9 protein-coding genes and 1 pseudogene are annotated in these 12598 nt (G+C 75.8%); 3 read left to right on the forward strand and 7 right to left on the reverse strand.

What is annotated here, in order from left to right; genetic code table 11:
* A pseudogene (locus V6U77_RS25590) lies at nt 1-768 on the forward strand (hypothetical protein); the annotation flags it as partial.
* A 106-nt stretch (nt 769-874) separates the two neighbouring features.
* Nucleotides 875-1576 (forward strand): class I SAM-dependent methyltransferase, encoded by a 702-nt coding sequence (locus tag V6U77_RS25595; RefSeq protein ID WP_334609253.1) that lies wholly within the window; start codon nt 875-877, stop codon nt 1574-1576.
* A 42-nt stretch (nt 1577-1618) separates the two neighbouring features.
* Here the strand turns inward: V6U77_RS25595 and V6U77_RS25600 are convergent, their stop codons facing one another.
* The gene (locus V6U77_RS25600) at nt 1619-4621 is read right to left on the reverse strand and encodes a bifunctional [glutamine synthetase] adenylyltransferase/[glutamine synthetase]-adenylyl-L-tyrosine phosphorylase (protein WP_334609254.1); all 3003 of its coding nucleotides are present in this window, start codon (nt 4619-4621) and stop codon (nt 1619-1621) included.
* Nucleotides 4621-5388, reverse strand: a complete 768-nt coding sequence (locus V6U77_RS25605; protein WP_334609255.1) for a type 1 glutamine amidotransferase — start codon at nt 5386-5388, stop codon at nt 4621-4623. The genes V6U77_RS25600 and V6U77_RS25605 overlap by 1 nt, the downstream gene beginning before the upstream one ends.
* Nucleotides 5389-5554: 166 nt before the next feature.
* On the opposite strand from V6U77_RS25605, the gene V6U77_RS25610 reads away from it, so the two are divergent.
* Nucleotides 5555-6430, forward strand: coding sequence for a S66 peptidase family protein (locus V6U77_RS25610; protein ID WP_334609273.1), 876 nt, complete (start codon nt 5555-5557; stop codon nt 6428-6430).
* A gap of 34 nt (nt 6431-6464) precedes the next feature.
* On the opposite strand, the gene V6U77_RS25615 is transcribed toward V6U77_RS25610, so the two are convergent.
* The 5 genes from V6U77_RS25615 to V6U77_RS25635 all read right to left on the reverse strand — a co-directional run bounded on the left by V6U77_RS25615 (nt 6465) and on the right by V6U77_RS25635 (nt 12527).
* Nucleotides 6465-7343 carry a Vgb family protein gene (locus V6U77_RS25615; RefSeq protein ID WP_334609274.1) on the reverse strand — a complete coding sequence of 293 codons (879 nt, stop codon included), beginning with the start codon at nt 7341-7343 and terminating at the stop codon, nt 6465-6467.
* A gap of 141 nt (nt 7344-7484) precedes the next feature.
* Nucleotides 7485-7862, reverse strand: a complete 378-nt coding sequence (locus tag V6U77_RS25620) for a VOC family protein (protein WP_334609256.1) — start codon at nt 7860-7862, stop codon at nt 7485-7487.
* Nucleotides 7863-7968: 106 nt separating this feature from the next.
* Entirely contained in the window at nt 7969-11298 is a 3330-nt protein-coding gene (locus V6U77_RS25625; protein ID WP_334609257.1) for an NACHT domain-containing protein, read from the reverse strand.
* A 72-nt stretch (nt 11299-11370) separates the two neighbouring features.
* Nucleotides 11371-12066: a helix-turn-helix transcriptional regulator gene (locus V6U77_RS25630; protein WP_334609258.1), complete on the reverse strand. Its 696-nt coding sequence runs from the start codon at nt 12064-12066 to the stop codon at nt 11371-11373.
* 35 nt (nt 12067-12101) lie between these two features.
* Nucleotides 12102-12527: a DUF350 domain-containing protein gene (locus V6U77_RS25635; protein ID WP_151454027.1), complete on the reverse strand. Its 426-nt coding sequence runs from the start codon at nt 12525-12527 to the stop codon at nt 12102-12104.
* Between the last annotated feature and the right edge of the window lie 71 nt (nt 12528-12598).

Here is a 12598-nt window from a genome sequence, read left to right on the forward strand (position 1 = left end):
GGCCGCGCTGACGGCGGGGCTCGCCCGGCGCGGCCGGACCGGTGCGCCACCCGCGCGGCGGGTGGCGCGCGGGCCCGGCGCGGTGTCGCGCTGGCCGTGCTGCTGGCGGCGGTGTGCTGGTGGCAGCCGCCGGTGCCCCCCACCGACCTGCGCAGCGTCGGCGACCCGACCAGCCGGGCGGCCTACTTCGCGCCGCTGCGCGCGTTCCTCGCCGGGCAGCGGCTCACCGGCCGGGTGGAGGTCCCGCCGACCCGCAACTACTGGGAGGCGGCGAGACTGGGCGAGGTGCCGCTGGCCCGGGGCTGGCTGCGGCAGGCCGACATCGACCGCAATCCGCTCTTCTTCACCGCCGTGCCGGGGGCGGCCGGCACCGGGGTGCCGCTGACCGCCGCGAGCTACCGAACCTGGCTCACCGACAACGCGGTGCAGTTCGTCGCGGTGCCGGACGCCCCGCTGTCCTGGGTCGGGCGGGCCGAGGCCGAGCTGGTCACCGGCGGACTGCCCTACCTGACGCCCGTCTGGTCCGGCCCGCACTGGCGGGTCTGGGCGGTGGCCGACCCGGCCCCGATCGTCGGCGCGCCGGCCGAGCTGGTCGCGCAGGACGGCGCCTCGCTGACCTTCCGGGCGCCGGCCGCCGGCACGGTGCCGGTCCGGGTGCGGCACAACCGCTGGCTGGCCGCCTCGGGCGGGGCCACGGTCGCCGACGACGGCGGTGGCTGGACGGCGGTGACCGTGCCGCGCGCCGGGCAGTACCGGCTCGGCAGCTGACCATCCTCCTGTGCATTTGCCGTTCCGGCAACGCTGCTTGCTCCTTCCGCCGCCGGGCGCGCACGATCGGGGCGGCAGGTCAGGCAGCGCAGGAGGAGGACGAGACGTGCACCACGACGCGACGACCGGCGAGCACCGGCACCACGACACCAGGGCGGCCACCGACCACGACCCGCGGCACCCCGACGTGGACGAGGAGACCGCGCGGTTCTGGGAGGAGCACTACGGGCGGCACGAGCGGGTCTGGAGCGGCCGGGCGAACCCGATCCTGGTCGACGTCGCCGGCTCGATGCCGGCCGGCACCGTGCTGGATCTCGGCTGCGGGGAGGGCGGCGACGCGATCTGGCTGGCCGGGCGGGGCTGGCGGGTGACCGCCGTCGACGTCTCCGAGACCGCCCTGGCCCGGGCTGCCGAGGAGGCGGCCGCCGCCGGGGTCGCGTCGCGCGTCGAGTTCCGCCGGCACGACCTCACCCGGACCTTCCCGCCCGGCGGGTACGACCTGGTCTCCGCGCAGTTCCTCCAGTCGCCGCTGGAGTTCCCCCGGGCGGAGCTGCTGCGCTCGGCGGCCCGGGCCGTGGCCCCCGGCGGCCGGCTGCTGATCGTCGAGCACGGCGAGGTCCCGCCGTGGGGGCGGCACGACCACGCGCACGCCCGCTTCTCCACCCCGCAGGAGACCCTGGCCGCGCTCGATCTCGACCCCGACCGGTGGGACACCGAGCGGCTCGACGCCCCGCGCCGGCAGGCCACCGGCCCGAACGGCGAGCCCGGCGAGCTGGTCGACCACGTGGTGCTGGTCCGCCGCCGCTGAGAGTCGCGCCGGCCGCGGGAGGCGGCCACCCGGCCGGCGGGCTCAGTCGTCGAGCACCCGTTCCATCGCCGCCCGGGAGCGGCGGCAGGTGCGCAGGTACTCGTCGAGGAACTCGCCGGGGTCGTCCCGGCCGAGCAGCCGGACCACCCCGGCCAGCTCGACGCCCTGCCGGGGCAGCTGGTCGCCCTCCCGGCCGCGCACCAGCATCAGCGCGTTGCGGACCTGCGCGGCCAGCGTCCAGCCGGCCGCCATCTCGGTGGCGTCCGTCGGGTCGACCAGGCCCGCGTCCCGGGCCGCCGCGAGGGCGTCGAGCGTACGCGTGCCGCGCAGCGCCGGGATCGTCCCCGCGTGCCGGAGCTGGAGCAGCTGCACCGCCCACTCGACGTCGGCGAGGCCACCCCGCCCCAGCTTGGTGTGGGTGGCGGGGTCGGCGCCCCGGGGCAGCCGCTCGTGCTCCACCCGCGCCTTTATCCGGCGGATCTCCACCACCTGCTCGCGGGTCAGCCCGTCGGCCGGGTGGCGCACCGGGTCGACCATCGCCTCGAACTCGGCGCCGAGGTCGGCGTCGCCGCAGACGAACCGGGCGCGCAGCAGCGCCTGCGCCTCCCACACCTTCGACCAGCGGGCGTAGTACTGCGCGTAGGCGGCGAGGCTGCGCACCAGCGGGCCCTGCCGGCCCTCCGGGCGCAGGTCGGCGTCCACGCCCAGCGCCGGGTCGGGTGCGGGCATGCCGAGCAGCCGGCGCAGCTCCTCGGCGGTCGCCCGCGCGGCACCGGCCGCGCCGTCGCCCGCCCCGGCCGGCGCGTCGTAGACGAAGAGCACGTCGGCGTCGGAGAGGTAGTTGGACTCGTACCCGCCGAGGCGGCCCACGCCGATCACGGCGAAGCGCAGCCCCGGCACGGGCGGTTGGGTGGCGCGGGCGGCCCGCAGCGCGGCGGCCAGCGTGGCGTCGGTGACGTCCGCCAGGGCGGTGCCGACGGCGGTCACGTCGGCCAGCCCCAGCGCGGCCCGTCCGCCGTCGGGCCGGGGCGGTGCCGGAGCCAGCGAGCCGGCCCGGCTCAGCAGGTCGGCGCACGCGATCCGGACCAGTTCCCGGCGGCGCAGCGCCCGGATCGCCCGGGTGGCCTCGACCGGGTCGCCGTGCCGGGCCGCGGCGGCGGCGAACCCCTCGCAGAGGACCGCGCGGGGCCGGGGGGTCAGCTCGCTCTCCTCGGCCAGCAGCCGCAGCGCCTCCGGCTCGCGGGCCAGCAGGTCGGCGGCGTACCGGGAGGAGGAGAGCACCCGGGCCAGCCGGCGGGCCACCGGCCCGGAGTCGCGCAGCAGGCGCAGGTACCAGGGGGTGCTGCCGAGCTTGTCGGAGACCTGCCGGTAGTTGAGCAGGCCCCGGTCGGGCTCGGGGGCGTCGGCGAACTCGCTGAGCAGCACGGGCAGCAGGGTGCGCTGGATGGCGGCGGTTCGGCTCACCCCGCCGGTGAGGGCCTGCAGGTGACGCAGCGCCCCGGCGGGGTCGGCGAAGCCGAGGATCTCCAGCCGGTGCCGGGCCGCCTCGGGGGTCAGCCGCAGCCCGTCGGCCGGCACCCGGGCCACCGACTCCAGCAGGGGCCGGTAGAGCAGCTTGGCGTGCAGCCGGCGTACCTCGGTGGCGTGGGTGACCCACTCGGCGCGGAACTCCTCGACGGCGCTGCGGCCCGGCGTGGCGGTGTGGCCCAGCGCGGCCGCCAGCCAGCGCAGCGCGGTCGGCTCGGTCGGCACGGTGTGGGTGCGACGCAACCCCTGCAGCTGCAGGCGGTGCTCGACGCCGCGCAGGAAGCGGTAGCCGCGCAGCAGCGCCTCGCCGTCGGCCCGGCCGACGTAACCGCCGGCGACCAGCGCGCGCAGCGCCGGGATGGTGCCGGGCACCCGCAGCGACTCGTCGCCCCGGCCGTGCACCAGTTGCAGCAGCTGCACGGCGAACTCGATGTCGCGCAGCCCGCCCGGGCCGCGCTTGATCTCGCGCTCCAGCTCCTTCGGCGGGATGTTGTCGATGATCCTGCGCCGCATGGCGCGGACGTCCTCGACCGCCTCGGGCCGCTCGGCGGCCCGCCACACCAGCGGGGCGAGCTGCTCGATCCACTCCCGGCCCAGCGCCAGGTCGCCGGCCGCCGGCCGCGCCTTGAGCAGCGCCTGGAACTCCCAGGTGCGCGCCCAGCGCCGGTAGTAGGCGAGGTGGCTGGCCAGCGTCCGCACCAGCGGCCCCCGGTTGCCCTCCGGGCGCAGGGCGGCGTCGACCGGCCAGGCGACGAGCCCGCAGACGTGGATCAGCCGGGTGGCGACCGTGGTGGCCGCGGCGAGGTCGTCGTCCTCCGCGGCCACGAAGATCACGTCGACGTCGGAGACGTAGTTCAGCTCGTCGCCGCCGCACTTGCCCATCGCCACGACGGCGAGCCGGGGCCGGGGGGTGCCCTCCGGCAGCTCGCCGACCGCGATCTCGTACGCCGCCGCCAGGGTCGCGTCGGCCAGCGCGGAGAGCGCGGCCATCGTCTGCTCCAGGCCCCGGCCGCCGGTCAGGTCGGCGGCCGCGATCCGCAGCAGCGCCAGCCGGTACGCCTTGCGCAGCACCGCCACCGGCTGCCCGTCGCCGGACAGGTCCAGCCGTCCCTCGGCGGTCGGCGCCAGCCCGTCCGGGGCGGTGCCCAGGGCCGGCCACTGGTCGGAGTTGGCGACCAGGTGGTCGCCCAGCGCGGAGGAGGCACCCAGCACGGCGAGCAGCCGGCGGCGCAGGCCGGGATCGTCCGCGAGCGCCGCCAGCAGCGCCGACGGCGCCCCCTCCGGGGCCGTGCGGCGCTCGGCCTCGACGATGCGGTGCAGCTGGCGCAGCGCCAGGTCGGGGTCGGCGGCCCGGGAGAGCGCGGCGAGCAGCTCCGCCGCGCGGTCGTCGGCGGGTTCCTGCGCCTCCGGCCGCCACAGCCCCAGCCCGTCCGGGCCGAGCAGGTCGGCGGCGCGGGTGGCGTCGGTGCCGAAGCCGTAGCGGGCGAGCCGTCCCGCGGCCCTGGCCGGCCGGCTCATCACTGCCCGAGCAGGGGCAGGCTACGGCGGGGCGTGGCGTCGTCCAGCTCGCCCAGGGCCAGGGCGGCGAACCGGGCGGCGAACGGCTGCCAGACCTCCTCGACGTCGACCATCACGTCGTGACAGGCCGCCACCACCAGGTCGGGGTCGTAGCCCAGCTCGGCCAGCAGCCTCGAGTCGGCGGCCCAGTCGGCGATCATCGCGGTGTCGCACTCGATGTGGAACTGCAACCCCCAGGCCCGGTCGCCGAGGCGGAACGCCTGGTGGGGATAGCGGGTGGAGGCGGCCAGCAGGGTGGCGCCCCGGGGCAGCTCGGTGATCTCGTCGGCGTGCCACTGGAACACGTCGGGCATCAGCGGGACGTAGCGGAAGAGCGGGTCGGTGTCGGCGGCGTCCCGCTTGCCGACCACGCAGGGGCCGACCTCCGGACCGCTCGGGCTGCGCACCACCTCGCCGGCGTGCGCGGTGGCCAGCAGCTGCGCGCCGAGGCAGATGCCGAGGGTCGGCACCCGGTGCCGGACGGCCTTGCGCAGCAGCCCCTCCAGCGCCGGCAGCCAGGGCGCGCCGGGCGACCCGTCGGGCAGCGGGTAGGGCGGCAGCCCGCCGCCGAGCACCACCAGCGCCGAGTAGCCCGTCAGGTCGGCGGGAATCTCGTCACCGGCGTGGGCGCGGACCACCAACAGGTCGAGGCCGGCTTCCGTCAGCCACTCCCCCAGCCGGCGGACGTCGTCGGTCGGGTCGTTCTCGATCACCAGCGCGGTAGCCACGACGTCGAGGCTAGCCGGTGCCCCCGACGCACCCCGGAACGCCTCCGCCGGTGCCGTGCCCGGCGCTGCGCGTACGCGACTAGGCTCTGCCGCTGTGTCCGACCATGCCCGCACGAGCCCCGCCACCGCCGTACGACCGCCGGTGCTGCGCCCCGGCGACACGGTGATGCTGGTGTCGCCGTCCGGGCCGACCCGGCCGGAACGGGTGGCCCGCGGCATCGAACTGCTCACCGGCTGGGGACTGCGGCCGGTGCTGGCGCCGAACGCGTACGCCCGGCAGGGCTACCTCGCCGGCGCCGACGAACTGCGCGCCGCCGACCTGAACGCGGCGTTCGCCGATCCCGGGGTGCGCGGGGTGATCTGCACCCGGGGCGGCTACGGCGCGCAGCGGATCGTCGACGCGATCGACATGGCCGCCGTACGCCGGGACCCGAAGGTGGTCGCCGGCTTCTCCGACATCACCGCGTTGCAGTTCGCGCTCTGGCGGGGCGCGCGGCTGGCCGGGGTGCACGGCCCGGGGGCGGCCTGGTCGGAGGAGCGCACGCCGCTGCGCTCGGCCGAGTCGCTGCACGCCGCCCTGATGACCACCGAGCCGGTCACGGTCAGCGCCGTCGCCGAGGAGGAGACCTTCGGGGTGCGCGTGCCCGGGCGGGCCACCGGTCCACTGCTGGGCGGCAACCTCTGCCTGGTCGCGGCGTCGCTGGGCACCCGGGACATGCCGGACCTGACCGGCGCGATCCTGCTCGTCGAGGACGTCCAGGAGCCGCCCTACAAGGTCGACCGGATGCTCACCCAGCTCCGCCGCGCCGGGGTCCTGGACGGGCTGGCCGGGGTGGCGGTGGGCCAGTTCACCGGCTGCGCCGACGGCTGGTCGGTCGGTGTCGCCGACGTGCTCCGCGAGCGCCTCGGCGACCTCGGCGTCCCCGTCCTCGGCGGCCTACCCATCGGGCACGGTCCCGGCCAGCTCACCGTCCCGGTCGGCACCGAGGCCACCCTCGACACGGAAACCGGCACCCTCGCCGTCACCCCCGCCGTCCGCTGACCCGGCTGCCGGTGCGCGACCGGCGGCAGGTCGGTCAGGGGGTCAGGTGGGCCAGGTGGCCCGTCTCCAGGGCGGCCCAGATCGTGCCGTCCGGGCCGACCGTGAGGCCGTGCGGTTCGCAGGCCGGGGTCGGCAGGTCGTGGGTGACGATCGCGCCGTCCGGGGCGACGTGGCCGATCCGGTTGCCGCCCCACTCGGTGTACCAGCAGCCGCCGGTCGGGTCGGCGACGATCGCGTGCGGCCGGGCGGCCCGGTCCGGCAGCGGGTACTCGGTGATCCGCCCGTCCGAGGTGATCCGGCCGAGCTGACCGGCGCCGATCTCGACGAACCAGAGCGCCCCGTCGACGCCGGCCGTGATGCCGACCGGGGCGGCCCCCTCGGTCGGCAACGCGTGCAGGGTCACCGCGCCGTCCATGCCGATCCGGCCGACCGCGTTCGCCCGGTTGAGCGTGAACCAGACGGCCTCGTCGGGCCCCGCGGCGACCATCGAGGCGAAGCCGCCGCTCACCGGCAGCGGAAACTCGGTGACGTCCCCGTCGGCGGTGACCCGCCCGATCGTGTCGGAGGTCATCGCCGCGTACCAGAGGGCGCCGTCGGGACCCTCGGCGATGCCGCAGGGGCCGGTGCCGGCCGGGAGCACGACGGCGCTCAGCTCGCCGCCGGTGGTGATCCGGCCGATCCGGTCGTCGCCGGAGCGGGTGAACCAGAGGGCGCCGTCCGGGCCCGGCGTGATGATCAACGGCCGGCTGTCGGCCGCCACCGGCCAGGTGCGCGGCTCACCGTCCGCACCCACCCGGGCGATCGCGCCGGCGTGGACCAGCGTCAGCCACAGCGCGCCGTCGGGGCCCACCGTGATGCCGTACGGGCCGGCGCCGGCGCCCGTCAGGGGAACTTCCCGGATCTTCGCTGACATCGTCACGAGGGTCACCTTCCGTCACCTGCCCCGCCCGGGCGAAGCCTGCCGCCCGCACACCCTCGCCGCCCGCCCGCGCCGGTGCAACCCGTTTGTCCGCTCGCCCCGCGCGACCGGACACGCGGCCCCGGCCGGCGAGGCTCAGGCCCCCGGAGGCGGGGCGTAGACGCCGAAGTGGTTGCCGGCAGGGTCGGCCAGGTGGGCGAAGGTGAGCCCGTTGTCGTTGGACTTCGGCGCCACCAGCACCGTGCCGCCCGCCGCCTCCGCCCGCCCGACGGCGTCGGCCACGTCGGCCACCTGCACGTAGAAGATGGCGTAGTTCGGGCTCGTCCCGCCGGTGTCCCGGACCGCGCCCTGGATGGACCCCGCCGGCCCCGGCTCCGTCACCCGGTACGACGCCTCCGGCGTCCCCTGCTCGCCGAACACCCAACCGAACAGGTCGGTGTAGAAGCGCCCGGTCTCCTCCGGTCGGTCGGTGCCGACCTCGAACCAGTTGACCCCGTTGGTGGTCGTGGACATGTGTCGCCTCCCGTTCGCGCGGCGGCCGCCCGGCCGGCGCCGTCAGGAGTCAGCCTCCGCCCTGTCCGCGACACCGTCCTGTCGGTGTTTCCGACGGAACCGACCGTCACTCGGCCGGGTCGGTGAGCGGACGCAACCGCGCGACCAGATCGGGGCGGTGGGCACCGTGCCGGGTGCGGAAGCTCTCCACCTCGGCCGCCGACACGGGATACCGCCGCACGCCCGCCTCGTGGGTGCGGACCACCAGCTCCGCGGTGTCGACGCTCAGCCAGTCGAGCCGACGGCCGCCGGCGCCGGCGAACCACTGCGCGCCGGCGATCAGGCCGTCGACCTGCTCACCGAGCCCGAGGTCGGTCTGCGGGTCGCGGCCGAGGAAGGCAAGGACGCAGCGGGCTGCCGACGCCAGGAGGGAGCCGACGATCGTCGCGTCCCGTTGGAGACGACGCAGCACCTCGACGACGAACTCGGCGGACACCTCGGGGTCGGTCGAGATCCGGTCCAGTACGAACCCCATCACCGGCGGCTGCGGTACCTCGTCCTCCTCGTCCACCGTGGCCAGCAGGCGTGCGTAGGCCCGCTCCCGCTCCGGCGCCCTGGTGCCGAGGATCGGAAGAAGCGACACGTCGACCAGGAGGCGGGCTTCCGACCGGTCGCCGTCCGCGAACGTCCAGAAGCCGTCGAGCGCGTCGAGCGGCCGGCCCAGCGGTCCCAGCGCGTGCAGCGCCGCGTCGAGGCTCGGGTCGCACTCGAAGTGCGCGGCCCGAGCGAGGAGGGCGAAGTCGGCTCCGGGGATCGAGTAGTAGCCCTCCGCGTCCTCCGAAGGACCCTCGTCGGCGGATCCGGGGACGAACCAGCGGAGGTCACCCGCCGGCGGTGGCGACTCGGCCCTACCTTCCTCGACGGAGAGCAGGAGGTCGCGTCGCCTTGCCGTCCGCGTCCGCTCGACCCGCACGACGCGCAGCAGGCTGTCGTACTCGGCGTGGCTGAGCTGGGACCGCCAGAAGAGGGTCTGTCGGTGCCACTCGGCCACCGCGTCGTCGCCGTCGGGATGGAGCTCGGTCGCCCGCAGCCTCCCCCTCGCGGCCAGCACCAGCACGAGCAGGTTCACGCCGTACACCGCGTGACGCGCCGGGACCGACAACGGCCGGGGCTGGTACGACTCGAAGTGCCGCGCCGGCCGCCGGCCGGCCGCCGCCCGGAACAGGCGCAGCAGCATGTCGGCCACGGCGTCCTGCCGGCTCCCGCCCCACGACGTCAGGATCTCGGTGAGGAAGGTGACGATCGGGGTGCGTCCGGTCAGGGTCGCGAAGGACAGCAGCGCGTGCAGCGCGTCGTCCTCCGTCGACGTGGCTCCGAGCAGGGCGCTCGCCTCCCGGGCCGCCAGGTCACCGAGCACCAGCGAGATCGTGCGGGCGATCAGGAACTCGCCGAAGGTGGCGTGCAGGAACTCGTACGTCCCGGCCCGGGTGTCGTCCCGCGTCGCCTGTGCGCGGTGCACGAAGAAGAAGCGACCGAGGACGACCTCGGCGGGTCGCAGCGGGGTGCGCAGGTGCCCGTCGGTGGCGACGGCCGTCGGGTGGCTGCCCAGGAACGGCAGCGCGGCGAGATCCGCCTCGAAGTCGTTCTCGGTGACCCACTGCACGCCCCGGTTGAACATGCCGAACGCCACGATCGACAACCTGCGCAGCTCGTTCTCCGTCGCCCGGTCCAGGTCCCGCTCGGGCAGGCCCGGCCGGTGCTTGATGACCTCCCGGCGGCCGAAGCTGCGCAGCAGGCGCTCGTAGAGCTCGCTGCGGCGCAGCTCGCCGGCCGACCGCAGGTCGTTGCCCTGGGCGTCGTAGAGCGCCAACATCAGCAGCAACAGCGGCTGCTCGGCCAGCTCACGGTGGGCCAGCACCGTCGCCGGCTCCAGCGGCCGCACGCCGAGCGACCGGAACGTCCCGACGTTGACCCGGTTCCAGGTGGCGATCCAGGCCCGCACCTGGTCGTCGTCGAACGGCTCCAACCGCACCGCGACGGTGCCGGGCGGCGGCTGCGCCCGGTCCGCGACGCTGGTGCGGCTGGTCACCAGCACCGCCACCGGCCGCCCCTGGTCGGCCTCGCGCCGCTGGAAGGCCGCCACCCGGCGCAGGTAGTCGGTCTGGCTGACCCCGGTGGCCTGCAACAGCTCGTCGAAGCCGTCGAGCAGCACGACCGGCAGTGCGTCACCGGCGGACCGGGACAGCCCGGGCCAGTCCACCCGCTCGCCGGTGTCGCCGCGGACCGCCTGCTCGATCTGGTCCTGGAGCTCCCCGGCGGCGTAGACGTCCCGCAGCACCACCCGCACCACCATGAAGTCGGCGGCCGGCAACTGCGCGGCGAGGATCCGGGTCAGCACGGACTTGCCGGAGCCCGGCTGGCCGAGCACCAGAAGCGGGGCGCGGGTGGCGTTCGGCGAGGTGAGGTGCACGACCAGGGACTGCCACAGGTCGTCACGCAGCGTCCGCCCGTCCCACCACGCCTCGTCGCTCGCTCGGGCGTGGGCGGGCAGTTCCTCGATCCGACACAGCGGCGGCACGTACGCCTCACCGAGCGTCGGCACCGTCAGCCCGGTCGGCACGTCCCCGGACGAGATGATGGGCCGCCTCAGCTGCGCGGCGTACGCCAGGGCGAGCGCCGCCCGGCGGTCGTCGGGTGAGCGTCCCGTGGACAGTGCCGCCAGCGCCCGCCGCATCTCGTCCAGCCCCACCGAGAGGGCCCGGACCTGCGTCCTGGTCGCCTCGTGCTCGTGCAGGCCGATCCAGAACGACACCTCGCCGAAGTCCACCGCGAGCTGGGTCAGCAGATCGCGGTGCCGGTCGGCGGCGGCGACGGGCAGCCGGAGCAGCCCCTCCTCGGTGGCCCGTCTCCGCCGGTCGTCGGCGGCCTCCCACACGGCCAGGCCGCGCAGGAGGTGCAGCAGCCGGCCGACGAGCCCGCCGTAGTAGGCGACCAGGGCACGACGCCACGCGGGGTAGGGCAGCTGCGGGCCGGGCAGCGGCGCCGCGGTGGCGAAGAACGCGTCCGTGAGGGGCGCCTCGTGCACCGCTCCCGCGCCGGCCAACGACAACTGCTCGGCCTTGCTGATCCGGGCGCTCGCCACGTCGAAGGGCAGATCGATCTCGTCGAGCGCCTGGAAGAAGGCGGTCACCGCGATCACCGCGTGCGCCGCCTCCAGCCGCTGCGTGCGGCCGTACCGGGACAGCCCGGAGCGCTTCTCGACCACGTCACGCACCAGTTCGTGGCCGAGCCGGACGAACTCCGCCTTCGCGTCGAAGATGCCCAACGCGTCCGGCACGCCGGCTGCGGAGGCACCGAGCAGCGACCAGCCGGTCAGCTTGTCGAACCAGTCGACGAGCTTGCTCTTCTCCGCGCCGAGCAGGCGTACGGCATCGGCGTAGCTGAGCGCGTCGGGCACGTCGTCGACTCCTCCTGCGGACCATCTGGAAGGAACAGGATGCCGTGCGCGGCAGGGTCGTGCTGTCCCGCCTCAGACGAGACTGAGCCGACGGACCCGTTCGGTGGGGATGTCGAGGTCGTCGGCGGCCAGCTCGCGCTCGGGCACCCGCTCGGCCAGCCTCGTGACCGAGGTGATCCGGTCGGTACGGAAGGCGCGGATGCCGTCGCGCAGCCGGCACCAGCCCAGCAGGTACCAGTGCCGGGGGTTGCCGAGGTAGCCCAGCGGCTCCACGTCGCGCAGCGAGCCGGCGCCCGCGCGGTCGGCGTAGCGGATGCGCAGCACGCGCCGCGCGCGCACCGCGTCGGCGACGACGGCCGGGACGGGCGCCACCGGCCCGTCGCCGATCAGGTGCACCCGGGCGGCGAGCCGGTGCGCCTCGGCGGCGTCGGCGGCGGGCATCACGGCGAGCAGCTTGCGCAGGGCGGTGCCGGCCGCGGCGGCGAACGGGGTGCCGCGCATCCGGTGCAGCGCCACCGCCATGGCGACCGCCTCGACGGGGCTGAGGTTGACCGGCGGCAGGGTGCGCGCCCGGTCGATCACGTAGCCGCCGGTGCGGCCCTGCTCGGCCCAGATCGGCACACCGGACTCCTGCAGCGCGCCGACGTCGCGCTCGATGGTGCGCGTGCTCACCTCGAAGCGGTCGGCGAGCCAGCGGGCGCTGCGCGGCCGTGGCGACACGGCGCGCAGCTCCTCGACGAGGGCGTAGAGACGGTCCGTCCGGTTCACCCCCGCAACCTACGACGGGGGTGTGACGGGAGAGCTCAGGCGATGCAGGCGCAGACGATCAGCGCGGCGCCGAAGTGCGTGGCGGCGCTGACCCGGGCCGCCGGGTGCGGCTCGTCCGAGCAGATGATCTCGCCGAGCTTGCCGGGGGTCAGCAGGTCCAGCACGAAGAACGCCAGCGCCATGATGACCAGCCCGACGAGGCCGAAGACGAGGGTGGAGGCGAGCCCCCTGGCGAAGTCGCTGTAGCTGGTCAGGATCGCGGTGAACACGATGCCGGCGATGCCGAGCTGGTTGGCCGCCAGCAGCAGCGCGGCGTTGCCGTTGCGGCGTACCCAGATCAGCTCCCGCAGCCTGCCCGGAGTGAGCATGTCGACCAGCCCGAACCCGGCCGCCATCAGGGCCACCCCGACGACCCCGAACACCACGCTCTGCCATGCTCCGCTGAGCAGGTCTTCCAGCACCGACTGCCTCCCGAACTCTGCGCCCGGCGTGGATGCCGGCGCGGTGACCGAGACGATAGCGGCACCGCGCC

It is taken from the genome of Micromonospora sp. CPCC 205546 (assembly GCF_036902715.1).
Lineage (GTDB): Bacteria > Actinomycetota > Actinomycetes > Mycobacteriales > Micromonosporaceae > Micromonospora.

Bases quoted from the DNA above. Each gene is read 5' to 3' on its own strand.
- V6U77_RS25600 (WP_334609254.1), bottom strand. From the start codon at position 4,621: ATGAGCCGGCCGGCCAGGGCCGCGGGACGGCTCGCCCGCTACGGCTTC.
- V6U77_RS25610 (WP_334609273.1), top strand. From the start codon at position 5,555: ATGCTGGTGTCGCCGTCCGGGCCGACCCGGCCGGAACGGGTGGCCCGC.
- V6U77_RS25615 (WP_334609274.1), bottom strand. From the start codon at position 7,343: ATGTCAGCGAAGATCCGGGAAGTTCCCCTGACGGGCGCCGGCGCCGGC.
- V6U77_RS25620 (WP_334609256.1), bottom strand. From the start codon at position 7,862: ATGTCCACGACCACCAACGGGGTCAACTGGTTCGAGGTCGGCACCGAC.